General features: G+C 57.9%; 19 protein-coding genes. 9 read left to right on the top strand and 10 right to left on the bottom strand.

Annotated features, from left to right (window positions below; translation table 11 throughout):
- Positions 1–5 precede the first annotated feature (5 nt).
- The 3 genes from ACE10X_RS09925 to ACE10X_RS09915 form a co-directional block, all read right to left on the bottom strand.
- The gene (locus ACE10X_RS09925) at positions 6–701 is read right to left on the bottom strand and encodes an amino acid ABC transporter permease (protein WP_018269988.1); all 696 of its coding nucleotides are present in this window, start codon (positions 699–701) and stop codon (positions 6–8) included.
- Positions 698–1,489 carry an amino acid ABC transporter permease gene (locus ACE10X_RS09920; RefSeq protein WP_018269987.1) on the bottom strand — a complete coding sequence of 264 codons (792 nt, stop codon included), beginning with the start codon at positions 1,487–1,489 and terminating at the stop codon, positions 698–700. Before ACE10X_RS09920 ends, ACE10X_RS09925 begins: the two co-directional genes overlap by 4 nt.
- 209 nt (positions 1,490–1,698) lie before the next feature.
- Entirely contained in the window at positions 1,699–2,859 is a 1,161-nt protein-coding gene (locus ACE10X_RS09915) for an aminotransferase class V-fold PLP-dependent enzyme (protein WP_080583579.1), read from the bottom strand.
- 207 nt (positions 2,860–3,066) lie between these two features.
- On the opposite strand from ACE10X_RS09915, the gene ACE10X_RS09910 reads away from it, so the two are divergent.
- On the top strand, positions 3,067–3,864 hold the full coding sequence (locus tag ACE10X_RS09910) for an IclR family transcriptional regulator (protein ID WP_026192335.1): 798 nt from the start codon (positions 3,067–3,069) through the stop codon (positions 3,862–3,864).
- 614 nt (positions 3,865–4,478) lie between these two features.
- On the top strand, positions 4,479–5,336 hold the full coding sequence (locus ACE10X_RS09905) for a DMT family transporter (RefSeq protein WP_018269984.1): 858 nt from the start codon (positions 4,479–4,481) through the stop codon (positions 5,334–5,336).
- Between the two features lie 80 nt (positions 5,337–5,416).
- Here the strand turns inward: ACE10X_RS09905 and glyA are convergent, their stop codons facing one another.
- From glyA to ACE10X_RS09890, 3 genes are all read right to left on the bottom strand, one after another.
- Complete coding sequence (gene glyA / locus ACE10X_RS09900; protein WP_018269983.1) at positions 5,417–6,673, bottom strand: serine hydroxymethyltransferase; 1,257 nt, start codon at positions 6,671–6,673, stop codon at positions 5,417–5,419.
- Positions 6,674–6,708: 35 nt separating this feature from the next.
- The gene (locus tag ACE10X_RS09895) at positions 6,709–7,917 is read right to left on the bottom strand and encodes a peptide ligase PGM1-related protein (protein ID WP_244436023.1); all 1,209 of its coding nucleotides are present in this window, start codon (positions 7,915–7,917) and stop codon (positions 6,709–6,711) included.
- A 131-nt stretch (positions 7,918–8,048) separates the two neighbouring features.
- Positions 8,049–8,876, bottom strand: coding sequence for an aspartate/glutamate racemase family protein (locus tag ACE10X_RS09890; RefSeq protein WP_157183416.1), 828 nt, complete (start codon positions 8,874–8,876; stop codon positions 8,049–8,051).
- 477 nt (positions 8,877–9,353) lie between these two features.
- Here ACE10X_RS09890 and ACE10X_RS09885 point away from each other — a divergent pair, with 477 nt between their 5' ends.
- The 5 genes from ACE10X_RS09885 to ACE10X_RS09865 all read left to right on the top strand — a co-directional run bounded on the left by ACE10X_RS09885 (position 9,354) and on the right by ACE10X_RS09865 (position 15,728).
- Positions 9,354–10,808 carry a M20/M25/M40 family metallo-hydrolase gene (locus ACE10X_RS09885; protein ID WP_035632939.1) on the top strand — a complete coding sequence of 485 codons (1,455 nt, stop codon included), beginning with the start codon at positions 9,354–9,356 and terminating at the stop codon, positions 10,806–10,808.
- Positions 10,809–11,106: 298 nt separating this feature from the next.
- Positions 11,107–12,765 carry a nodulation protein NodU gene (gene nodU / locus ACE10X_RS09880; protein WP_080583581.1) on the top strand — a complete coding sequence of 553 codons (1,659 nt, stop codon included), beginning with the start codon at positions 11,107–11,109 and terminating at the stop codon, positions 12,763–12,765.
- Positions 12,766–12,868: 103 nt separating this feature from the next.
- Entirely contained in the window at positions 12,869–13,294 is a 426-nt protein-coding gene (locus tag ACE10X_RS09875; protein WP_209910182.1) for a DUF2130 domain-containing protein, read from the top strand.
- Between the two features lie 84 nt (positions 13,295–13,378).
- Positions 13,379–13,666, top strand: coding sequence for a DUF4145 domain-containing protein (locus tag ACE10X_RS09870; RefSeq protein ID WP_080583582.1), 288 nt, complete (start codon positions 13,379–13,381; stop codon positions 13,664–13,666).
- Positions 13,667–14,030: 364 nt separating this feature from the next.
- Positions 14,031–15,728: a hypothetical protein gene (locus tag ACE10X_RS09865; RefSeq protein WP_051003288.1), complete on the top strand. Its 1,698-nt coding sequence runs from the start codon at positions 14,031–14,033 to the stop codon at positions 15,726–15,728.
- A gap of 26 nt (positions 15,729–15,754) precedes the next feature.
- On the opposite strand, the gene ACE10X_RS09860 is transcribed toward ACE10X_RS09865, so the two are convergent.
- Positions 15,755–16,189, bottom strand: coding sequence for a hypothetical protein (locus ACE10X_RS09860; RefSeq protein WP_375764171.1), 435 nt, complete (start codon positions 16,187–16,189; stop codon positions 15,755–15,757).
- Positions 16,190–16,413: 224 nt separating this feature from the next.
- Here ACE10X_RS09860 and istA point away from each other — a divergent pair, with 224 nt between their 5' ends.
- Positions 16,414–18,147, top strand: a complete 1,734-nt coding sequence (gene istA / locus ACE10X_RS09855) for an IS21 family transposase (protein ID WP_209946074.1) — start codon at positions 16,414–16,416, stop codon at positions 18,145–18,147.
- The gene (gene istB / locus ACE10X_RS09850; protein WP_209946072.1) at positions 18,125–18,892 is read left to right on the top strand and encodes an IS21-like element IS1631 family helper ATPase IstB; all 768 of its coding nucleotides are present in this window, start codon (positions 18,125–18,127) and stop codon (positions 18,890–18,892) included. Before istA ends, istB begins: the two co-directional genes overlap by 23 nt.
- A 44-nt stretch (positions 18,893–18,936) precedes the next feature.
- Here istB and ACE10X_RS09845 read toward each other — a convergent pair whose 3' ends face one another.
- The 3 genes from ACE10X_RS09845 to ACE10X_RS09835 all read right to left on the bottom strand — a co-directional run bounded on the left by ACE10X_RS09845 (position 18,937) and on the right by ACE10X_RS09835 (position 24,175).
- Entirely contained in the window at positions 18,937–20,898 is a 1,962-nt protein-coding gene (locus tag ACE10X_RS09845) for a hypothetical protein (RefSeq protein ID WP_375764170.1), read from the bottom strand.
- A gap of 114 nt (positions 20,899–21,012) precedes the next feature.
- Positions 21,013–22,077 carry an IS630 family transposase gene (locus ACE10X_RS09840; RefSeq protein WP_038380919.1) on the bottom strand — a complete coding sequence of 355 codons (1,065 nt, stop codon included), beginning with the start codon at positions 22,075–22,077 and terminating at the stop codon, positions 21,013–21,015.
- 19 nt (positions 22,078–22,096) lie between these two features.
- Complete coding sequence (locus tag ACE10X_RS09835) at positions 22,097–24,175, bottom strand: hypothetical protein (protein WP_304498898.1); 2,079 nt, start codon at positions 24,173–24,175, stop codon at positions 22,097–22,099.
- Between the last annotated feature and the right edge of the window lie 76 nt (positions 24,176–24,251).

Raw genomic sequence — 24,251 nt, 5'->3', positions numbered from 1 at the left:
ATTGACTATCGGTGGGCGCCCGCAATTGCGGAGTTCTTGCGGAGCCAGGCGACAAATTGGGACGCGGCGGAGCTTATGATGAGATAAACAACGGCCACTGCGAGGTACATCTCGACGAGGCGGCCATTGAGCTGTGCCAGCTTCGAAGCCGCACCAAGAAGATCAGTGAGCGATAGTACGTAAACGAGGGACGTATCCTGAAACAGAATAATAGTCTGGCTCAGTATGATCGGGCTGGCGACCCGAAACACCTGCGGAAGGACGACATGACGATACGTATCGAATGTCGACAGGGCGAGAGCCTGGCAAGCCTCGAATTGTCCTTTGTTCACAGCACGCAACCCGACGCGGATGATTTCCGAATAGTAGGCGGCTTCGAACAAGCCAAACGTGATGAACGCCGTATAGGTGGCACCGACTGGAATCGGACGGCCACCGCCTGAGAGGTACCCCAGAACGATGGGTACCAGGAAGAAGAACCAAAACAGGACAAGAATGAGCGGAATCGATCGCATCAGGGCGACATAGCTACGCACGAGCTGGCTCAGAATGCGGAGCTCAAAGTGCTGCACGAGGGCGAAGAGCGTTCCAAGAAACATCCCGACCAGGAAGGCGGCCGCCGTCAAGGAAAGCGAGAACAACAATCCTGACCATAGATAGGGCCACGCCTGCACGACAATCGAAAAATCGAGGCTGTTCATTTCACGACCTCCATATTGCCAGGCAGGGGGCTCTCCAGCTTCATGTCGTCAAAATCTGATCCGACGGCTTCCCTGCCCGGTGCGGTACCGGGAATGCGCACGGCTTTGTCGATGAGCATCATCGTCTGGTAGGCGATCAGAGCCAAAGCAAGATAGATGAGAGTGGCGGCGCCGAATGCCGTGAAGGTTTGGAACGTAGCATCGCTGATTTGGCGCGCCTGAGCGGTCAGCTCCATCAAGCCGATGGTTAGAGCAACGGACGTATTTTTGTAGACGCCCATCACCTCACTTGTCAGACTTGGCACAATGAGCCGAAGTGCCTGCGGCAAGATGATATGACGATACATCAGATATCCGCTTAGGCCGAGTGCGGCAGCCGCTTCGTGTTGCCCGTTTGGCAAGGCTTCGATGCCAGCGCGAACCTGTTCTGCGATGCGCGCGGCGGTGTAGAGGCCGAGGCACCACAGGGCCGGAAAGAAAGATCCCCAAGGCGGCGGTATCTGCTTTATCCAGTCTCCCATGGTAGTTGGAAGAAGCTCGGGCAGGACGAAGTACCAGAGAAACATCTGTACGAGAACGGGGATGTTTCGAAAGACCTCCACGTACAATCGTGCTAAAGCCCGGAAGAAGGGGTTATGTACAGTTCGCCCTATGCCGACGGCGATTCCGATTGCGAACGCAATCCACCAGCCGAAGAAGGCAAGCGCCAACGTCCAACCAAGACCGGAAAGAAGCCAGTCGATGTAACGCTGGCCATCCATGGTCCTTTCAAGAAGAACTCCGAACATCGCGAGCCTCACGATTGCAGGTGCGCATAACGACCATGCTCCGCATGGCTGGTCGTCGTGCGCGTTGCGCCGGTGCCAGTCGACCGCGTCACTTGATTACGCGGCCTTCTCCTTCAGCACGCCAGTAAGCGGAAAGGCGTAATACTCACCCTTGGACGGGATAAGACCGCCGTCCGCTTCGCGTGCGTTTTCTCCAACTATGCCAAATCCTAAGCGGCCCTGAATGACTTTTTTAGCTGGCGTCCGCGGATGAGATGCACCAGACGATCCACATCGGCGGCGGTGTTGAACATGCCGAACGATACGCGAATGCCGTCGCGCTCGGGGGAAACACGCACGCCGTTCTCTTCGAAGTAGCTGAGCCATTCTGCCGCGGGAAGACCAACGACGTAGATATGAGGCGAGCGATGTTCCCGCTGACGCGGACCCACGAGACTAACGTCGAGTTCGTCCAGTTGAGCGATGAGATGATCACCCAGATCGAAGCAATGGTTCTGAATGTTCTCAACGCCGATCTGCTCGATCAAGTCAAGCGAAGCCCCGAGCGCGTGAACTGCGGGAAGATTGAAGTTTCCCAGCTCGAAGCGTCGCGCGCTGGGAGATGGCGTCAGGCAGTCGGGACGAGCGATAAGGTCGTGAGGAATCTCCGCCAAACTGGCAGCGGCAAGATAGGCAGGCTCCAGTTCCTTCAACGCCTTATTCCAATAAAGCAACCCGAGACCTTGGGGGACGAGCAATCCCTTGTGACTCCCGGAGCCGACGAAGGTTGCCTGGGTGGCCTTCGCATCGATTGGAACGATTCCGATTGCTTGCATGACGTCGACGACGAAGTAGAGCTTCTTGTCCGCGCAAAGCGCGCCGATGCTCTTGATATCGAAGCGATGCCCGGCGTGGAAGGTGACGTGCGACAGCGAGATCGCACGGGTCTTTTCGTCGATGCGCGGAAGGAACGTGTCGGCGTTTACGACGTCCGTCATCGGAAGGAAGTCGATCTCGACCCCTTTCTTCTTCAAGTTGAGAAAGGCATAGGTGTTGTTTGGATGATCCCCATGGATCATCAAAACGCTATCGCCGGCTCGCAGAGGCAACGCGTTCGCCGCGATGTTCATGCTTTCCGAGGTATTCTTCGTAAAGGCAATTTCGTCGGCCGACACCCCAAGGAAACGGGCTACTTTGGCACGCGTTTGCTCAACCCGATCGAGCCACACACCTTTCGGTCCGGCGGTCTCCAAGCCTTCACGAAGAAAGGTTTCGATGGCGGCCATTACGGGACGCGCGAGCGGCGCCTGAAAACCGGAGTCGAGGTAGACCATCCTTTCGGCTGCAGGAAACTCCTTGCGCACAGCTTCCACGTCGTAATGACGAGACATTCCCAATCTCCCTTTCAAAATAGCCGCCCGCACCGCCGATTCCCGGGCTTGGTCGTCATCCAAACCGGGCTCGTGCAATGCACAAAAACCGATCAACGACCGACAACGCCAACGTTATGAGCAAACCCGCGTAGGGTCCAAGCCGTTTTTTCATATTTCAGTAGCAATAATTCCGAAATCTGATAATTATCTTAGATGGAGGTCACAATGGCGGAACAGAAAAACACTGCAGGACCCCTCGACCGGGCGCTCGCCATAGTTGGCCATGTCGCTAATCAGACAAAGGCCGTCTCGGTCGCAGAGATCGCGAACGCCCTTTCGTTACCCGTTCCAACCGCGCATCGGCTTGTCGGAAATCTGGAAGAACGCGGCCTGCTTCAGAAAGCGCTTGGATCGAAGCGCTACGTGGTAGGCAATCAGTTGGTTATGCTGTCCGCCAAGGTCATCGGCGCGGCTTTTCGCACGGCGCGGCGGCACGCGGTGCTGCGCGCGGTTGCCGGCGAGATCGGCGAACAGTGCGAGATCGGTGTCGTGCGCGACAATCTCGTCACTTACGTCGACAGCGTACGCGTGTCCCAACCACAGGGGCTTCAATTCAATCCCGGCGAGGCAGCTCCGCTTCACTGCACCTCGACCGGAAAGATCTACATGAGCCGATTACCCGAAAGAGCGCGTGAAAAGCTATGCCGCTCACTCGCTTTGACGCAATACACTGATAAGACCATCGTGGATTGCGAGACCCTCCTGAAGCTTCTCGAGGAGACGCGCCATCGAGGGTGGGCAAAGACCAATGAGGAATACGTGAAGGGCGTCGTCGGCTGTGCGGTTCCTATCGTTTCTCCGGACCGAGAGCTGATCGCCTGTCTCGGCGTGTCCGTGCCCGCGGCCCGAGTCAGCTTTGCAGAGCTTGAGCGCTTCATTCCTCCACTTCAAAGAGCCGCCGAGCTCCTGTCGCAAACCATCCTTCAGACGGATAGCGAGGACGAAACCCTTGAGGATACTTGAGGAGACGGATCCCTCGGCTCCGCTCCTTCTGGCCGGGAGAAAGAGAATGGATTTCTCCTTCGGCAAGTCGTGGCGGCAAGATCTTCGAGCGTCCACAAGCCTGATCCATCGCCGTTACGGACTGTGCCGCAGCGCCATCGTCAACTAGCATGCCTAGTGGTTGATCGAGATGGAGGGCATCTGGCAAGGTAGATGCCAGGCCAGAGCTCAAACGGGATAATAGTTGCAGTGCGCCGACCTTCATGCACGATCACGGCACCACTCCCCCTGAAACGACAGATCCGCTTGGCGCATCTTTGCCAATCCGACTCAGGCCCGATCCTTGGCACGCACCGCTCGCATGTTGCTGCTCGCTATCATGCACAGTCGTGCCGGACGGCACACTTAGCTGATATAATCCAGCATCCGCTTCTCGCGCGGACCGGTTCAAGGCGCGGGCCGCCATTTGACGCATACAAATTGACCATCGGTGACTGCACGAAGTGTCTTCGGACAATCTCGTCCTGCCCCCCTCTCTATGAGCGACCGCGACCTACAGATTCCTGCCTGGGTCAGAGAGCCCTGCCATAAGACCCATCAGGTGTTCACCTTCCAGATCCCTAAGGAGAGCGCGGATGAACCGCGATGCCGAACTAAGCGGCATGGCCCATGTTGCTTTCGCCAGCCTGATCTTCGTTACTATGTCTTCGGCTATCAAGGTTGTAACGCAGACGATTTCCCCCTTGCAGGTGACTGTTCTGCGTAGCGTCCTGTCGATCCCAATCATCTTCCTTATTCTCCCTAAACACGTCCGCTTCGACTCCCGCCTCCTTTTTTCGAAAGAACATTTTTTCAGATCTGTATTTGGCTATACGGGATTTCTGGCATTCGTCGCTTGTGCATCGAAGCTTCCCCTAACGGTAGCTGCCTCAATACTCTACACGTCACCCATCTGGTCCTTGCTCTTGTCGGCGCTGGTACTGAAGGAGCGGCAGAACATCGCGACGGCCTTTGGACTGATTCTCGGGCTCTTCGGCATGCTTGCCATAGTTCAACCGACCATCAGCAGCGCAGACACATGGATTGTCATTGGCTTGATTGGCGCAGCCCTCGACAGTCTCGCTGTCATGATGATACGGCGCATAGCCAGCGTCGATGCTCCCGAACAGATGGCCCTATACTTTATGCTTTGGAGCTCTGTGATCGGCCTGCCTTTTGCAATCCCTGTGTGGGTTTGGCCGGCACCCGCTGATTGGCCGTTACTGTTGCTTATTGCGGGGTTGGCCGCACTGTTACAGATCGCGCTGGGGCGCGGTTATGCTCTCGTCCGCCTCGCGCGCGCCGCTCCACTCGACTTCGTCCGTCTGCCAGCAAGTTTACTGGTCGATCTGGTCTGCTTTGGCATCACTCCAACTCCTATGATGTGGCTTGGTACCGGACTTATCCTGGTCGGGTCTTCGGCCTGTCTGGCAGAAAGAGTGATACGGAAATGACACTGACCTCTGATCAGGTTGAAAGTCGCTGTCGCGGAAGACACCGACAAGATAGACACTTCAACGTGAATTGAGTCTATCTACGCCAACCACTTCTCATTGAACAAAGGCAGCCCCTTTGTGTTTTCCTTAACGAAAGCGCTCAAGTTAGCAATACCGTTATGCTTATTGGTCGAAGTAATCACATTTCCAATCAACTTCCCGAGCCGAACGAACTGCGCTTCATCAAAGCCTCTCGTCGTGAGAGCGGCGCTACCGATTCTCAGTCCACTTGCTTCTGATGGCGGACGGTTGTCGAAGGGAATCGGATTCCTATTGGCGATGACCTGGGCTGCCGATAACGCCGCTTCAAGTTGACGACCGCTCATATCCCAACTCATCAGACTGAGAAGCAATAAGTGCGACGAAGTACCTCCGGAAACGAGTGTAGCGCCCGTCTCAAGCAAGCCAGCCTCCAACGCCTTGGCGTTTCTCAACACCTTTCCGGCATACCTCTGAAAAGAGGACGTTTGCACCTCAGCTAACAATGCGGCTCTTGCCGCAATCAGGTCCATTTTAGGCGCCCCTTGCAGTCCGGGAAATATGGCACGGTCGATCGCCTTGCCTAAACGCTTTTTGCACAAAATAAGTCCGCCGCCCCGCGGGCCTCGGAGTGTCTTATGTGTCGAAGTTGTTACAATGTCGGCGTGAGGGAAGGGAGACGGAACGGCGCGGCCAGCAACGAGACCCGCGGTATGCGCTAGATCCACCCAAAGAAGCGCGTCAATCTCACGTGCGATCTCATGCATCTTCCCATAATCAAACAAGCGTGGATATGAAGAACCGCCACAGATGATTGCTACGGGTCGATTCTCGAGCGCGATCGAACGCACCGCATCATAGTTCAGTTGCTCGTCGCTCTTTGACACTCCATAGAAGCACCACCGAAAGTTTTGACCGCTCGCATGGAATGAAGCACCGTGACTCAAATGGCCGCCATCTTGAAGCCGCATCGCCATCAGCCTGTCTTGAGGCTGAAAAAGGCCGTTCATTACTGCGAAATTTGCGATGGTAGCGCTCATCGCTTGCACATTCGCGTGTTCGCATGCGAACGCGGATTTTGCTCTCTCGATTGCCAGCCGCTCTAGTTTGTCAGCATACTCGCAGCCTGACACACAACGGCTTCCCGGATACCCCTCCGCATTCTTGTCGGCAAATATGCTGCCTTCGAACTCCCTGACTCTGGGAGAGGAATAGTTTTCAGAAGCGACTAAGCTCAGCTGGCTTAATTGGCGTTGCTCCTCCAAGTACAGCAGCTCTCCCACTTCTTCGTCAAAGCTTTCGCATCGATTATCCATGACCGCCCCTGCCCACAGTGATGCTGCCGTCGTCGTCAGTTTTTCGCATGCGACAGTTGAGCGAGTTCACGCTCGATACCTTGAAGCTCTTCCAGATCTCTTCCGAAAATTACAAAGTCGTAGGGTCCGGCATCTTGATGGCCCTCCACCATCACAATTGCGCCCCGTCTATCGGCAGGCCTATAGTGAAGCTGCTTTCGCCGCAGCAGATCAATGAGGTCGGGAAATCGAAGCGCAATGGAGACGCAATTTCGGGAAAGAGCAACACGCGCTCCATTTTTGATAGCGCATTCCAATCCTAGCGCGCTTGATACGGCCCTGATTGAAGAGAAGCCTCCGTGGCGCCCGTTTACCTCACATGCAAAGAACCCAACCTCTTTGGCTCTAACGATGTCGACACTAAGTGGTCCGAAATACCCGATTTGTTGGGCGTAGTTGCCAAGACTTTTGCACCACGAGAGAACATCGTTGGGCAAATGATCGAGCAGAGCGCTACTCCAATATGCCCCGCCGTATCCTGGATTGAAGAGGATCGAAGCTACACCTACAAGCTCAACCCTGTCTCTCCTGACATCAAAATGGACGCCCATCGAAGACTCATTTTCACTATATACCTCGACAATCACGGGCTCTTCTACTGTCGGAGACAGCCCAAGTTCATGAACGGCCTCGCGCAAGGTAGCCGCATCAATTTTTGGTGTCGCCACGGCCCGCGTCGCGCCTTGCGACGATCCCGCCGCGCTTTTCGAAATGACGATATTGCCGTCACCACCTGCATGACGCGCCATCTTCAGAATGGCACTCTCAGACTCTGACAGGACTGCACATACGGCTTCGACCAATTGTTGCATGCTTGCACAATTGCTGCCATTAGCGATCGGCACGCCAAGATCGGAGGCAAACTGGCGGAATTTCTCCTTGTCGTTAAGAAGTCGCGTTGCGACCGGGCTTGCTCCAACGTTCTCATCTGAAAACCTTACAGGAAGATTCCCCAAAGCTCTCGCGATGGAAATTGATACCTCGTCAGCGATATACGGCTCCAGACATGAAAATTGAGCACCCATAGTCATCAGACGTAGCGATCTAGAAAAGGCGCTACCGGGCGCGATGTCCTGTTCCGAGATTGGCAGGGGACGCTTGGTGGATGTCGATGAGGTCGACAGCAATTTGATGTTACCTCCACCTTTTAGGGAATTGACGTAGTTCAAGAACTCCTTCGTGACCGGAGTTGGGGTAATAAGCATATCGTCGTCCCTAGCAAGCCAGAGCAGCCTCTTGGCCGAGGCTGCATTTGCTCTCAGGAATTCATCTGATAGCGTATGAGCCGAGGGCGTCATTGCAGCGGAGCCAGTGTTCGCGAGTATGACCCGGCTCATCATTCTCCCCCGTCGCGCGCCTGGTTTACGAGCTCGTTTTCCTTTTCCCACCAGGCAATACAGGAGTCAGCAAGAATGCTGATTGGATCAACGATGTCATCGTCGTCTACCAGACCGTCGGAAATGGCCGACAATTCACTGCAACCAAGAATAATTGCGTCAGGCGCGAAGGGTCTGATCTGATCAACAAGCTGCTTCAGCTTTGGTCGTGCTTCCACGGCATTTCCAGACTTGACATCCGCGATGATCTGAACGGCTTCTCGTTGAAACTCTGCACGACAACATGCGAATTTCTCGCCGAAACACTTCTCATTCGTTTGCGGGTATAGAGAGTGCTGCATAGTCGCATTCGTTCCCAGCAGGATCAAACGAAGTTCGCGAGCTGCGGCATCCCTCCTGCCGCAAATCACCTTGGCTGTGATCTCGGTTACGTCAATCAAAGCCACCGACAGCGCCTGCTTGATCTCACCAACCCAGAAGTGCGCGGTGTTGCAGGGGATGGCTATCGCTCCACATCCCGCTTGCTCTAACCAATGAGCCCGCTCCAATATCTGCTGCAATGGCGCGTCACTCCCCTCTGAGATTGCTTGTGATCGATCAGTGATATCGGGAAGCGATAAAGCAACATACGGAATGTGATCCTGATCTTTCTCCGCTCGGCGTTTTCGCGCGAGAGATTCCAAGAATTTGGCAGTTGCGAAGCTTCCCATTCCGCCCACTACCCCAAGGGGCCTCCGTTGCCCAAGCGGTCCTGCAAACGGCATATCGAGCCTCGATACAAAGTTCATAGTATGACGACCCTGCCTTTCGCGCTTCTTTGACTGCAACAGCACTTCCGTTCCGCAACCACTCATTCAAGAGGACATGCTCGCGTGGTAGCCAAAACAATTCGCGCTCCTCTGTTGTGACAACGTATGGCGCCGGTTGCAACATTAGGTAATGAGCCGTGCGAACAGCAAAGGGTATGCCAACTCGACAGGAAAAGTGGTCTTCAGAGACCTGATGAAGATTGCGATATTTATAGTTGTCGACACATTGCCTGTGTCACGAATGAGACACGCCGGCGGACGTTATGTGTGTGTGCAGAGCGACAAAGGGGATCGGCGCCATTGAGACGAATTCGGACATTGCCCTGACAGCCATAGAAAATGTAAAGATCGTCCACCGAGGAGCTAATAGAGCGCACATTGCTTATTTGCTGGAGAAATTACTGTCGGAGGCGAGCCAGACCATTCAAACAACGGCTTCCGAAGAAAGGACAAAGAGGCATGTCTTCGAAAATATCCTGTGAAGATAGCCATCACATGCCCAAGCAAACCATTGAAAGGGCCCTGCAGCATGCGGACACGAACCTGAATGCTAGCCTTGACCGGCTCTTCCAACTGCTGCGAATTCCGTCCATCTCGTGCGAACCGCATTATGCACGGCAATGCCGCGAGGCCGCTTCCTGGCTCGCCCATGAGCTATCTGACATTGGCTTCGATGCATCCGTCAGAGCTACGATTGGAAACCCTGTAGTGGTCGGACACAGCAAGCAAGCCACCGGTCCACACGTTCTATTCTATGGCCATTACGATGTCCAACCCGTAGAGCCTCTGCAGGAATGGGAGTCTCAACCCTTCGAGCCGACGCTTAGGGTCCAGCCTAACGGGGAGACCCACATTGTTGCCCGAGGCGCATCTGACGACAAAGGCCAGCTCTTGACTTTCATTGAGGCGTGCCGTGCCTGGAACGCGACAACAGGAAGTCTGCCAGTTGGCGTATCTATGTTGTTCGAGGGAGAGGAAGAAAGCGGCAGTCCAAGCATGGAGGCATTCTTGGACGAATTCGAACATGAATTGCTTGCTGATGTCATGTTGCTTTGCGACACCTCATTGTGGAACGACGCGGTACCCGCGATCACCGTTATGTTTCGCGGCCTATTAGAAGAGGAGGTCCGAGTAACGTGCGCCGACCGGGACCTGCATTCGGGTGCTTATGGGAATGCTGTACGCAATCCAATCCAGGTTCTCGCTGAACTCATCGCCAGCCTGAGAGGCAGGAACGGAGAAGTCGCGATTGAGGGCTTCTACGACAACATATCGGAGTTGGACAGCACTGTCAGAGACGAGTTGCTGAAGCTGAATTTCGACACCGAGCAATTCCTTGGAGCTGTTGGCCTCTCTCAGTCGGCTGGGGACGTTTCTTACTCGGTAATGGAGCAACTCTGGACTCGCCCTTCGTGCGAAATCAATGGAATAGCAGGCGGGCATTGCGGAGTTGGCCTGAAAACGATCATTCCGTCCAGTGCCGTCGCCAAGGTCTCTTTCAGGTTGGTAGATGGTCAAGATCCCGAAAGGATACGATCGACGTTTCGCAATCACATTCGCGCTCGAACACCGCGCGACTGCAAAGTGCAGTTTGCCGGGCTCACAGGCCACCCCGCATCTTTTATCCAGCCAAGGAGCCCGTATCTGGACTGCGCGCGCGCCGCTCTGAAACAGGAGTGGGGTTGCGATTCGGTGCTGATAGGAAGCGGAGGGTCGATCCCCATCGTGAACACTGTTAAGCGCCGGCTAGGGCTGCAGTCCCTACCCATCGGTTTCGCGCGAGCTGATAATCGTCACCACAGCCCAAACGAAAAGTACGATCTCTACACTTTTCAAAAGGGAATTCGTTCGTGGATTCGAATCCTTGCGGAGCTTTCACGATGCACAAACGATCGGATCGTGTCCCAACCGGAACAATTAGGCGGCGGACAATATATGAACCGTCAATGAAGCCGCGCCTGCAACAATCCGCTGACGCCTCGACGCCATTTTCGCGCGCTTGCTTTCAATACCATTTCACGCCGCTCAATGTGACACGGGAACGCGCCGACCGCCGAGTACCAATGATCCGGTGCGCACATGGCGCGCATACAGTTGCACCAGATCGAACACACGCCGAGTATGCAGCTTAAACTGCTGGCGGAACGACATTCCGGATCTAAAACGTCAAGCACTGCCGCTGGTTGGCCCGCTTTCTGCATCGTGATACGGCGGACACTAGATGTCCGACGTTAGACATGGAGAAGCTATGCGCATCTGCGGCATCAAATTGAGGCATGATGGAGCGATCGCGCTCATCGAGAACGGAAGACTGGCTTTTTGTGTTGAGCAAGAGAAGCGGGACAACAATCTCCGCTATCAAGCCATCGAAAACCTTGACGATGTCGTCGCCGCCTTGGCCGAGCACGGACTGGATTCGTGCGATGTTGATCAGTTTGTGATCGACGGCGGGGGGGACGGTCAATCCCAAGTGCTCAGTGGTACTGACTCTGTCACTCTCAAATGGGGACCGTACGTAGAGCCCCATGCGGAAGGGCTTCTCACTTCGTACAACGGCTCTGGCTTGATTCTAGAAGGCAGAGCATTTCCCTATAAAAGTTATTCACACGTCTCGGGCCATGTGGCTTCCGCGTACTGCACAAGCCCGTTTGCTCAGTCCGGACAATCGGCTTTCTGTCTTGTGTGGGACGGCTCCATCCTTCCACGTCTCTACCACGTTGAACGTCAGGGCGCCCGATTCGTTGAATGTCTGTTTCCAATTGTTGGTCATGCCTATGCTGTGGCCGGCGATCACTTTGGGCCTTACAAAGATCTGGACCGCAAACCCTGGGATTTAGGTGTCGCTGGCAAGCTAATGGCCTATATCGCGCTGGGTTGTGTCGATGATGCGATCGTGAGTGTCTTTCGGGAGCTCTACGAGGAATGCTTTGCCGGCGACACGCAGCGTGCTCGTGGCTACCGTACGGAGATCGAGAGCGGGGATTGGTTTCCTGCCATGCACGCTTTCTTTGCAGCCAGCGCCTCGCGATTGGATCACAAGCGAGATGAAGATATACTCGCATCATTTCACTCTTTTCTCGAGCATCTCCTGGTTGAGCGATTGGCAGCTGCTGTACAACGTCATTCACGGCTCCCAGGGCGACACAATCTGTGCATAGCGGGCGGCTGTGGTCTTAACATAAAGTGGAATAGCGCAATGCGGTCCGCCGGACTGTTCGATGCTGTTTGGGTGCCCCCCTTTCCGAATGACAGCGGCGCGGCTATAGGTGCGGCTTGTGCCGCATTAGCAGAGCGGAAGGGCTTCGTGCCACTCGAATGGTCGGTCTACGGTGGTCCGCGACTTCTGCGGAACGAGGCGCCAGCAGGATGGGAAGCCGCACCGTGCAATATGCGCGAGCTTGCTAAGATCCTTGCGAGTAACAAGCCCGTCGTCTTTCTCGCCGGCAGCGCTGAGCTCGGACCGCGAGCATTAGGCGGACGAAGCATCCTAGCGGCTGCCACATCAGCGGGGATGAAGGATCATCTCAATCAGATCAAACGTCGTGAATGCTTTCGGCCAGTGGCGCCCATATGCATTGAAGATCGTGCGCCAGAAATCTTCTTCCCCGGAACCCCGGATCCTTACATGCTGTTCGATCATCAGACGCGAGCGGAATGGCTCGATAGAGTACCAGCTGTTGTACATCTTGATGGATCTGCGCGATTGCAGACTGTTTCCAGAACCTCTGAACACAAGATCGCCGAACTCCTCGTGGTCTACGAAGAACTTACCGGCATCCCGCTGCTTTGCAATACGAGTGCCAATCTCAATGGACGTGGGTTCTTTCCGGATGCTGCAGGAGCTTGTGAATGGGGACGAGTTGACCACGTATGGTGCGATGGCATGCTGTGGACAAAAGCCGCATAGGCATGGTTGTGATGATGAGCAACGTGATCTTTGCAACGGGGCCTTGCTCCCTCGCGTCTTGCAGCATGCGATCTTAGAATCTTGGGTAGCAGGAGTGCCTACGATGAGGGCTACCGATCTCGCGAAGCTGCGGCAAGCTTCGCACGGTAGTCGAAAGGTAGGCGTCGAAGCGTTCCGGCAACGGATTTTGAAATTTGAGAAGATCTGCCATTCCACTCATGGCGATGTCGGGCGCCTTGCTGCTCTTCCAGGGTTGTCGCCAGATCCGAAAGCTTTCGCCGCCGCTCGAACTGCAGCTCCTTCACGTGCAAGTCGGCCTTTCTCTGTATCATGGTCGCTTGCCTACGGATCATATCGGGCAGGCCGGCGCCTTCGGTCGCTCAGCGGCGCCGATATCGCCGTGATCGTCTCGCAGGCGCGCCCGCGAAACGTCGAGCATTTCGACATGGTCGACGGGATCTGGGTCACCCACCCGCGGTGCGCCATCCCTTCGTCCGAAGCCCGCCTGGTCGGACATGATCAGCGATGAAGTGCTGAGAAACGTTATGGATGAACTCTATCTGCCGCTGAATGCCGGGATGAGGTCTTAGCGTCCGTCGGCGCACGTACGCTATTGGACAGGGCCGGCCATCTGCTGCTGGAGCAGGATCCTAAAGGCGGCTTCGAGGGCAAGCTATCCGGCTTGGTCGATCGCGGATTCATCAGCCCTCGCGAAAAGACAACTCTCGAGGCCGTTGCAGACGCAGGCAACGCGTCTGCTCACCGAGGATACACACCCACTGCCGAGCGACTCGGACACATCGTCGACATCATAGAAAACTTTCTGCAGCGTGCGTTTGTCCTTTCTCGCGCGGCCGATGAAGTCCCGAATTCGACACCGCGGCGCCCCAAGGCAAAATAGTCGGGAAGGCATCCGTGACAAAGCTCCCGCCACATTGAAATCGCTCGACGAGTGAGCATATGGGGAACAACCTTTAGTGCTGCCGCCGGGCGCAATTGCACGGAGCGGCAAACCCTCATTGCATAAACGTCCAGGAGACGACTTGAGCGACGAGAGCCCTACGATCGACGATAGCCCCGAGAACACCGCGCCACCGCCCCCTCCGTGGGCCAGGGCGACCTTGAATGACGTCACGCAGGTCGACTTCGAAGAGCTGGTTCGGTCATTGGACAGCGCCGATGCGGCCGAGCTGGGAGACCTATACCGACGCGCTCTCCCCGACACGCAGCCCGAACCCGAGACCCCAACGTTCCGTGTTTACTCCATGCTCGCTGGGGCCATGGGAATGCATTTCAAGGCCAACGAGCCAAACGACCCTTTCGCTGCAATGATCGTCTGGGCAGACGGTCGGCGCTCGGCGACACCGGCCGATTTTCGTGGCGCGATTGATTCCCTGGCCGCGATGGCCGAGCGGGCACAGCACCCTGTGTTGCGAGCCCGGCTCGCGGACCTGTGCTGGCTGCTCGATCTTAAACGACGACGGATCGGAGTATGTGCCGCGACCGCCTACGTCGAAGTTGTCTCCAAGGTCGATGCCGGCATCCTCAAGTTGCGTTTCGACGAGAACGAGACCGGCGCCCTACGGCACGAGGCGCGCGATCTGCTCAAGCGGGCCCTTTTCATCGGTCGCGCCACCAAAATGGACAAGAATGGCCCTTCGGACGCGCAGAAGCTCGTCGTGGCGTTGCGGAAGCGAGCGATCGCGAAGCGACTGACTAGTCCCGCCCTGATGTTCGGGCGTCTCGACCTTCACTTCGGGATCTCGGATGCAGCCGAAGTCGGCAAGGAGGTCGAAAACTTGATCGCCGGCCTCCCCGCCGGCGCTGACGACCACATCTTAGTGGAGCTTTGGCGCCTTTCCGCCCGAGCTTACCATAAGGCCAAACACGACGACGACGCGAACCGTTGCCGGTCAACGGCAGGCGAGCTGCTGGTCGCGATGGCCAAGCGCCAGCCTTCGGCCATGTTGGCTGCTCATACGCTTACGGAAGCCATCCAAGAGCTGCACGGCTTGCCAGGCAGCAAGGATCGCCGGAAGGAGTTGCGGCATCTCCTGGTGGATATTCAGGCGGGCATCGCCGACGAAATGTCGCCTTTTGCAATTCCGATGGACCTCGAAGATATCGCCAAAGAGGTCGAGAAGAGGATGCAAAAGCCTACTTTGCTCGACAAACTCTTCACGTTCGCGGGCCTCAGTCATTCTCCGGATCCGGATCAACTTATAGCCGAGGCGGAGAAGGCCATCCGAGAGCATCCGTTCTCGTCCCTATTTGGCGGCAGTCACCACGACCGCGATGGCAAGGTCATCTATCGCAGCGAAGGGGGCAACTTTGGCGAAACGCAGGATGACTCGACGCTGCGTCAACAAATCGCGCGCGATGAGGGGCTACGCCGCCATATTACGGCTTCTGCCGAGATCGAAGTAGCTAGGCAATCCATCGTTTCGAACCACTACTTGTCCGAGGAGATCTTCGCAGCGCTATTGGAATTCAGCCCCTTCGTACCGCGGGGGCTCGTCATGACCTACAGCCACGGTTTTACATGCTTCTTCCGCGGCGACTTCATTAGCGCTCTCTACATCCTGACGCCTTTGCTGGAAGCTTCGCTTCGGCACGTACTCAGAGCGCACAGCCACGACGTCACAAAATTGGACGATGCCACGAAGATTCAGGAGGACCGAACGATATCCGCACTGTTCGAGCAGATGCGACCGGAGCTGGATTCGATCTTCGGCAGCCCCATCACGACCGACATCGAGAACGTCTTCCTCAAGAAGCCGGGGCCCTATATCCGTCACTCGATAGCCCATGGACTGCTACACGACGGAGAGCCATACTCGGACGACTCGCTGTATGCGTGCTGGCTGATCTTCCAACTTTGTATGATCCCGCTGTACGAACATCGGCGACACATCCGCTTGCCATTCGACAGCCCTTCCGAAGCGATTGATGAGAAGGGATAGTGCCGTGGCGCGAAGGCTCCCGGCAACTAGGACCCGCTTTGCCCGAACGTGAAGATCGGATCCGGAATGTCTCCGCCAAAGAGCTTGGATTGCCGCTCGGACTGCCACTTCTTGATGCGTGAATTGACGCTATCATCGATGGTGGTCATGAAGCGCGCGAAGACTTCACCCGGCGATCCGCACTCCGCGTGCCACAAATCGAAGCGACCGTCGACGATCTTCGCGAATAGGACGGCGCAGCTCCAGAATTCCTCAGGGCTCGTGGCAGACTTCATCATCCCGTACCAATGCCGTGCCCATGCGTTCCTATGATAGGCATAAGTTGCCGCCCCGTAGGCTTGCCCGACAAATCCTTCGCAAGCCTCGAACCGCTGCAGCGTACGGGTGGCATGTTCATTCAGGTCTGAAAATCCACAGACAAGAAGAGCCCGCGCCGTCTTTGCCGGCTCCTGGATCGCCAACCTTTCGTCGACGTATTGCTGAATGAACGCTTGCGCTCCGGCCTCATGCGCGGCGAGAACCTCCGAAGCTATCAAGGCCCCGTGGGTCGGTCAAAATCCCCCGGGTATGGTCACTTGAAACTCCCCCACCTGATGATCGCCGTCAGCGCCGCTGAACAGCGGTAGCGGTCAGGCAGGACGTTTATTTTCGGTCCCTTTAGTCTAGCCAGCAAGGGACCGGGGAGTTGAACGTCTTGAAGCCACACCTGCAAAGCACGGTATTTACGCTACTCGATCGCAACGCCAGCCAGCGCGAGATCCACAGGTTGACGGGGGTCGATCGCAAGACGATCCGGCGTTACCGGGCGCTGCGGGCTGGTGCGGAGGCAAATTCCCCCGGGGAAGTGACCACCGGCCCGGTGAGCGAGGACGGCCAAATTCCTCCACCCCGACCACCGGCTTTTGGGGCATCGGAAGCGACGGTCAGCAGCAGCCTGGCCCGCTCGGCCTGCGAACCGCATCGGACGTGGATCGAAGGACAGGTCCGCCTGAAGCGGAATGCGCAGGCGATTTACCAGGACCTGGTCGATCAATTTGGCTTTCCGTCCAGCTACCAGAGCGTCAAGCGGTTTGTCCGCACGTTGCGCCACAGCGATCCCGAGCAGTTTGATCGACTTGAGTTCCTCCCCGGCGAGGAGGCTCAAGTCGACTATGGCGAGGGCGCTCTGACGATCGATCCCAGGAGCGGCCGGTACCGCCGCCCCCGCCTGTTCGTGATGACGCTGCGCTACTCGCGGCGCAGCTTCCGGCGAGTGGTCTGGCAATCCAGCCAGCAAGTCTGGGCGCAGCTTCACGAAGAAGCGTTCCGGTATTTTGGCGGCGTTGTCAGATATGTCGTGCTCGACAATCTGAAGGAAGGTGTCCTCAAGCCCGATCTGTACGAGCCCGAGCTCAACCCGATTTACAGCGCGATGCTGGCTCATTACGCCGTGGTCGCCGATCCCGCGCGGGTGGCCGACCCCAATCGGAAAGGATGCGTCGAGAATGCGATTCAACATACCCAGGGCACCGCGCTGGCTGGACGGCGCTTCGAGACACTGGAAGCGCAGAACGAGTTCTTGCGGCATTGGGAGGAGAACTGGGCTTCCAGGCGCATCCACGGCAGCACGCGCCGTCAGGTCGAGGCCATGTTCCAGGAGGAGAAGCCGCACCTGCGGCCGCTGCCTGTCGCGCCCCTCCGCATCTTCACCGAGGTCGTTCGGACCGTCTGCGACGACACCACCGTACGCGTCGACAACAGCTATTACGCCGCGCGACCCGCGCCCATCGGCAGCCAGGTCGTTGTGCGGATCTACGCCTCCATGATCGAGATCCGTGATCGCCACACCCGTGCGCTGCTGCGTGTTCATTCCAGGATGACGCACCCCGGTTCTGTCGTCCTGCCAACCAACGAACGGCCGTTCAATCCGTCGCGGCAAACCGCCGTGTTGCTGGCGAGCGCCGAGCGCATCGGGCCGCAGACCAAGGCGTTGTGCCAGCAGGTGTTCGACACCGAGGGACGTCCCGGACAGCGCGCGATGTGGGGCATTGTCGGGCTGAGCCGGAAGTATCCGGCGCGGCTGGTCGAGCAAGCCTGCGCGCACGCCATCGACAACCGCATCTACCGCTACAAGCACGTGCGTGCGACCGTCGAGCGGTTGTTCGAACAGGCGATCGAGCAGGTTGGAGCGACGCCACAACCGGCATCGCCGCTCACCCAGGATCATCCGCTGATCCGTGCCCCGGCCGAATACGGCGATCTCTTCAGCCGTGCCGTGCGGCACGATGCCGGCGACAATGGCCGGCAGGCCGAGGCTCACGACAGCCACGCTCGTGTCGCCTGCGCAACCCCGGCCAGCTCCGGCGCCACGAGCGCTCCCGCTGCATCTTCTCACCTCAAACTGGAGACCCAGCCACATGATGACCATGCCGGAAATTGAGCGTTGCCTGCGACAGCTGCGCCTGTCGGGCGTCCGCGACACGCTGCAGACGCGCGTGCTGCAGGCGCAGGGCGCCAACCAGCCATTCCTCGAGACCTTCTCCCTGATCCTGCAGGACGAACTCGACCGTCGTCAGTCCCGCCTCATCGAGCGCCGCTACCAGCAATCCGGGCTCGACGAAAAGCTGACGCTCGCCGAGTTCGACTGGTCCTTCAATCCCAAATTGCCGCGCCAAACCTGCTTCCAGCTCCACACCCTGGCGTTCATTGCCGCTGGCGAGAACGCGCTGCTTGTCGGCAAACCTGGCACCGGGAAGTCCTACATCGCCAAGGCGATTGCCTATCAGGCAATCCTGCAAAGCCACAAGATCCAGTATCTTGAGACCGACGACTTCTTCCACCGCTACGCCATGAACTCCCCGGCACAACGCGAGGTCCGGCTGCGAACCATCATCGACTGCGATCTCCTCGTGCTGGACGATCTGTTCCTCGCACGCGCCATCCCTGACGACGCCGGCGCATTGCTGCAGACCCTGATCCATCAGCGCTACAAACTGCGCCGCAGCGTCATCGTCACCTCCAATCGCGTCGTGCAAGACTGGGGGACATACCTGGGGGACAACACCATGAGCACGACGATCCTCGATCGCCTGATGCATCATTGCCATCTGCTTGAGTTCGACGGACGCAGCTATCGGCTCAAAGAGGCCGCTGAAGCCCTTGCCCGGGAGACAATGTCAAACTAACAATCACCATGTCCTGCCTCGCGGGTGGAGGAATTTGACTGACCTCACCCGGAGGAATTTGAAGTGACCCGCGGGGTCAAGGAGTCGTTCGCGGCCGCGTCGAGTCGGGCGAAGCACAATTTACGCACCTCCGTGATCGAAGCACGGGACCAGGCCGCAACGGCCTCCGCGGGAATGCTCGATACGCCGATGACACGGTTTACGAAAGGTCGAAGCGAGGCCGTTCGAGCGAACAGCTCTGCAGCACCCGCGGGATCGCTTGGCGCGATTGCCCTCGCGAGCCCCGTTGCGAATGCATGCATGGCGCGGAACACTCCCTCGCCGGCGACCAGCAACGCTTGCTTCCAACTCTCCGCGAGAGAAGGCATCCGGGCTACAATCGCATCGAATCCTCCCCAGGAGAAATCGTCCAGGATGATCCGGGCGTCGGCGAGAGTAACGTGATCGACGAAGCGGTCGAAGGCCTTCCAAGAGCGCTTCTGCCGTTGCTGAAACGCGTCATCATCTTCTCCCAGTCTCTCGAATGCCTGCTGCATGTCGCGGGCCGGCTGATCCACCAAGGACAGAAGCGGCGGCTCCTGCCCCTCGATCGCGGTGACTGGCTGCTGCACCAGGGGAAATTCAGGGATGTCGTTCACACCGATCGCACGGTGGAATGCGACATCGACCCTATCGGCGACCGATTTGGCGCCCTCATCGCTCAACTGCGCCGCGAAGCCATAGAAGTTCGGCCCCATGCGACCAACGGCCTCGGCGGCGCCGATCAAGCCCAACTCGGCGGCTACCAGCAGGCACCGCGAGCCATACCAGATCTCACGATGGCCGTTCTTCGCGTCGCAATTCGCGGCGTCCCAGCCCGTCGCCAGAAACTGCTTCAACAGAACTGGGTCTCGAGACCGCGCGGCGAGCGCCAATGCTCTCATTCTCATTCCACCATCGGGGGACGAGAGCAAGGGAATGAGTCGGGATTTCGCCGCATTCGACAGGGAGCTTTTGCTGAACTGAGCGAAGTTTACGACCATCGCCAATCTGTTGTTGTCGCGGGATGTGAGTGCGCGATCCAGAGCAGCGTCAATCTCCGTCTCGCTGGCGGGTGACGTAGCCTCCAGCAGATCTAGCAATGCCTCGTTGCCTCCTCCGGCCTCCAGCGCCCGGAGCTGCTCATCGCCGCTCCGGTGCGGAAAGGCTGCGCGAAGGGCATACTGCTGCACGAGCCATTCGTCTCGAACCCCGCCCTTGTCCGTCAAGAATTCGGACGCCGGCGGCGAAGAGCCGATCGAAACCAGTCGGGTTACGATTTCCGGCTCCAGGATCGCACTGTCCTTCAATAGCGCCATCATGGCCTGCCTCAACGACAGCACGTTCGCCCGATCGAGCGCCTGCCGGGCGAACTTATGGCGAAGTTCGACGGCCGTGGCTGGCTCGAAGCGGGCAAGAGCGGGCATGGACCTGGTGACCTGGTGATCCTGAGGGGTCATGCCAAGGCCTGTGCTCAGCTCCGCAACGTTGGCGTTCCTGCTGGCCGTAACGATTGCACCGATATTCTCCGGCGCTTGTGTTGCGGTCGGATCGCAAGGATCGACCGCACTGTAGAGCGGGTCATTCAAGGAAAAGCGCGGTCGGTCGGGGGTGATAGTCCCGAAAATGGCATGCGCTTGCGCCGCATCGTCCGGATCTCCGGTCGCACTCAACATGGTGGCCGCCGCGCGCTTGCCCGTATTCGACGCCTCCGTCGCCAGAAACGGCTCGCAAGCGGTTCGGACGGCATCCCGCATCGGCAACCAATCAACGGCATTGAAACGCATGAGATGTCGGAAATGCTTATCCGGTCGGTCGAAGTCCGGATTCAAGGCGCTGGCGACGGCCCATCCCATAAGCGCGGGGATGGCGGGCGCTAGTGGCTTTCCCGCCATGAGCTCGAGGGCATACGAATGGAGCTGCGGCAGACCTTTTCGGGAGTCTTCCTTCAGTTGCTTGCCGATAAATTCGCGTTCAGCCTCCGACAAGGCCGAGCGGCGAGTCTCGAGCTCCTGCTTCAGCCGTTCCGATTCCGCGGCGTCCTTTGCCGGATCGCCACTCGAATGACGGAACGTGCCTACCTCGGGCGCTAGTACCCGGAATCAGAGCTGAGTGATACGGCGGCCTTTGAAACGGCGTTGACGGACCTTTTTCTTGGTCCAGACGAAGGGCTCGGCTTTGTCGTTGTACGCGTTGACGTAGGCATCGATGTGGTCCTGAAGCTGCTTGAGGCTTGTGAAGGAGGTGCCGCTGAGCGACTGCCCCTGCAAGATCGAAAACCATACCTCGACCTGATTGAGCCAGGACGCACTTGTCGGCGTGAAATGAAATTGCACGTTGGGGTGGGCCTTGAGCCAGTCCTCGTTCTTCTTGTGGGTGTTAAGGTTGTCGAGGATGACGTGAAGCTGGCGGCTCGGAAAGGCCGCGGTGAGGCTGTTCATGAAATCGAGAAACTCGACGCGGCGACGGCGTTTTGAATGCGTTGCGATGATCTTTCCGGTGGCGACTTCGAGCGCCGCAAACAATGTTGTGGTGCCATGCCGCTTGTAATCGTGGCTCTGGCCGGTCAAGGCGCGGCCATTGGGCAACTTCAGATAACCCTGCGCTCGCTCCAAAGCCTGGATCGAAGGCTTCTCGTCCACGCATAGCACAATGGCCTTCGCCGGCGGGGCGACGTAGAGGCCGACAACATCGGCGGCCTTGGCCGTAAAGTTCGGGTCGTTGCTCTCGCACCAGGACTTGCGAGCCGCGAGGTCAATCTTGTGGCTGCGCAGGAACCGCCAGACATATTGGACGTCAACATCGCCCAGCGCTCCGGCCAGCAGAGGACCGGTCCAGCGCGCAAACCCGTGCGGCGGCGGCTTATCCAACAGCTTCAGAATCCGCTTGTCGGTCGTCTTCGTATAGATCGGCTGCTTGCCCGGTCGCGGCTTGTCTTGCAGCCCTTCAAGGCCATGGTCGGCATAGCGATGCCGCCAAAGGCTGACAATCCGCGGCTGGACCCCAACTTCCTTGGCGATCGACCGGGTGCTGCGCCCGTCCGCCGCCAACAAGACTATCCGCGCCCGCTTCAAATCGCGCTGCAATGTCATCGGTGAGCGACAACACGCCTCTAGCACCTTGCGATCTTGCCTCGAAAGGCGGACTTCTCTTGCTTCGGGTATCATCCCGACCTTGAATCACGACTCACGTTCCAAGAAAAGTGGGTACTAGAGAATGGCGGGCTAGCCACTCCAGCGCCTGGCGGGCTATCTCCGCGGCATGCTTTGGATCTGCCGATGCCGAAAGCAGCGCTACTATGAGCCATCTGGAGTTTGGCAGCATAACCAGAGAAAACGCGGCGTCGTGCGTCGCCCTCAAGAATGGCTCTGGAGATCGCTTCGCCATCGCCTCGAACGCCGGATAAAGATCATCGGATACATTCTGCAAGCCGACGAAATATTTTGCCAACGCCGCCTGCACCTCGATGGGGCAACCTTCCTGAAGAAAGGAAATCTGCAACGCTGCGAAGACCACATCGGAGGTCTCCGAAAGGGCACTGATGGGCTCCATCACCTCGGCTAGTTTGGCCTCGGGGTCTCGATTGGCCCGCAGCTCCTTGCGAAGAACGCTCGTCAAAGCCAGGCCGAGCGCCAAGGGAAGTCCTTCCTTCCGCACGGCGTACAGATCGCTTTCGCCTTCCACCGGCTCGAAGAAGCGGCTCCTCGAAACCGCGTTGAGTTCCTTTCCCAGGTCGAAGATCGTGAGATCGTCATGATTCTGGCTTTTCAGCCGCTCAAGCATCTCTTCGGCATGCGACTTGAGCGTCTTCGCGAAATCAAGCGCTGAGCCGGCGCTTGTAGGGTCAGCATCGTGCCGACGGAGGTGCTCGAACAGCAGTCGGCCGACGGTCAATTCGTCGACACGTTCGATTTCCCTGGCGTCGAGAAGCTCGACAGCGATCCCTAGAATCCTAGGATTCCGCAAAAACCCGAAAACCTCGGCCGCCAAGACATCCGACCTGATTCCCCTGGCCTCAAGAATCCCCTTGAGCTCGGCCTCCGACCAATCAGCGACTATCACGCGCTCCAATGGCGTCGTCACTGTCCAGCGTATCTGGGAATGATGCCAATTGTTCGTCGTGACGATCAACCGGCCGCCGATCTCCTCCAGAAAGCCAGCCATCGCATCGATCCAACGGGCCCAAGGAAAGCTAATCGCCTGGTTAAGCCCATCGACCCAGACCACGAGCCGCACGTGCTTCGGCGCGGGGTTCGCCCGCCATCCGTCAAAGCGCCGTTTCCAACGCTTGCGTATAGCGTCCGTCACGATCCCGCCGGTCTGCGACACAAGTTTCGATACCAGGAACTCCTCGAGGTTATTTATGGCCTCCGGCATCGACAGGTCGCTCGCCATGAAGGCCGCGAGCAACGGCGTGGGTTGGCTGGCGCTCCATCCCTTCGCAACGAGCCAGGATTTGCCGGTCCCCTCGTCTCCCAGAACGAGGACAACCCGGTTATCGGGAGGACCGGAAATCGCGGTCTGAATCCGCTGCACGAGCGCCGGTCGCTCGGCCCAAGCAAGCCCGGACTTGTCCATCGGCGCGAGCGGCTGCCCAAACAGCCTTCGCGCCTCCCGACGGTCCGAGAACGCCTTGACGAGAGCCGCCTGATTGGCGGCCTTCGCCAAGCCGAGCCCGACCGCTCCATCGCGAACCATCGACCTCAGATTGGTCGACATGTCGGCGAACTGGCTGTCAGCAGCGACGGCATCGAGATCGTCTCGAATGCCGGTCACAGTGGAGGGATCTTGCGAATGATCCAGCACGAACCGCTCGACCCGCGGCGCGGCCATGGCAAGCAGCACCGCAAGCGGCGGCAGTGTGCCCGGAGGCCAATCGAGAATCAGGCAGCCTATCCCGATCGCGGCGAGCGAACCCCGATACTTGTCCGCGTGCTGGGAGTTCACCGGGCTGGTCGCGCACAGAATCCAGGTATCGACCTGCCCCTTGTCGTCGTTCGCAAGGTCGACGATCTTGCCGGACACGGCGGCTTGGGGAACCGCATCTTCGTACAGCTTCGCCTCGAAGTAAGTCGCCCCCTCGTCGAAGGCCGAGTCGCCGTCACGGCCCCGTTGTGATCCGCTGGACGCAACGCGAAACGGCTGTCCGCACACTTCGGACAGAACTGTCGCGAGCAATCCTTCGAAGCCATCCGTGCCGCTGTCCTTAAGCGTCTGGAGCGCCGTCTTCAGTGCAGCAAGATGGGACTCTGTCCTAGCATCCATTTAGGTTAGATAGGCAGGATGACGGGTATCCGCCAGGGAAACGGGCCAGATGTTCGCCGGTGGACCGGCCTTTTGA

It is taken from the genome of Bradyrhizobium sp. Pha-3 (assembly GCF_042258325.1).
Lineage (GTDB): Bacteria > Pseudomonadota > Alphaproteobacteria > Rhizobiales > Xanthobacteraceae > Bradyrhizobium > Bradyrhizobium elkanii.
This window is presented reverse-complemented; position numbering and strand designations above follow the sequence as displayed.

What these genes read in the sequence shown, in the direction of transcription:
- nodU (WP_080583581.1), top strand. Translation starts at nt 11,107, where the DNA reads ATGCGCATCTGCGGCATCAAATTGAGGCATGATGGAGCGATCGCGCTC.
- istB (WP_209946072.1), top strand. Translation starts at nt 18,125, where the DNA reads ATGATGACCATGCCGGAAATTGAGCGTTGCCTGCGACAGCTGCGCCTG.
- ACE10X_RS09835 (WP_304498898.1), bottom strand. Translation starts at nt 24,175, where the DNA reads ATGGATGCTAGGACAGAGTCCCATCTTGCTGCACTGAAGACGGCGCTC.
- ACE10X_RS09865 (WP_051003288.1), top strand. Translation starts at nt 14,031, where the DNA reads ATGCTCGCTGGGGCCATGGGAATGCATTTCAAGGCCAACGAGCCAAAC.
- ACE10X_RS09920 (WP_018269987.1), bottom strand. Translation starts at nt 1,489, where the DNA reads ATGTTCGGAGTTCTTCTTGAAAGGACCATGGATGGCCAGCGTTACATC.
- ACE10X_RS09905 (WP_018269984.1), top strand. Translation starts at nt 4,479, where the DNA reads ATGAACCGCGATGCCGAACTAAGCGGCATGGCCCATGTTGCTTTCGCC.
- ACE10X_RS09885 (WP_035632939.1), top strand. Translation starts at nt 9,354, where the DNA reads ATGCCCAAGCAAACCATTGAAAGGGCCCTGCAGCATGCGGACACGAAC.
- ACE10X_RS09925 (WP_018269988.1), bottom strand. Translation starts at nt 701, where the DNA reads ATGAACAGCCTCGATTTTTCGATTGTCGTGCAGGCGTGGCCCTATCTA.
- ACE10X_RS09840 (WP_038380919.1), bottom strand. Translation starts at nt 22,077, where the DNA reads ATGATACCCGAAGCAAGAGAAGTCCGCCTTTCGAGGCAAGATCGCAAG.
- ACE10X_RS09875 (WP_209910182.1), top strand. Translation starts at nt 12,869, where the DNA reads ATGAGGGCTACCGATCTCGCGAAGCTGCGGCAAGCTTCGCACGGTAGT.
- ACE10X_RS09910 (WP_026192335.1), top strand. Translation starts at nt 3,067, where the DNA reads ATGGCGGAACAGAAAAACACTGCAGGACCCCTCGACCGGGCGCTCGCC.
- ACE10X_RS09915 (WP_080583579.1), bottom strand. Translation starts at nt 2,859, where the DNA reads ATGTCTCGTCATTACGACGTGGAAGCTGTGCGCAAGGAGTTTCCTGCA.
- glyA (WP_018269983.1), bottom strand. Translation starts at nt 6,673, where the DNA reads ATGGATAATCGATGCGAAAGCTTTGACGAAGAAGTGGGAGAGCTGCTG.
- ACE10X_RS09895 (WP_244436023.1), bottom strand. Translation starts at nt 7,917, where the DNA reads ATGCTTATTACCCCAACTCCGGTCACGAAGGAGTTCTTGAACTACGTC.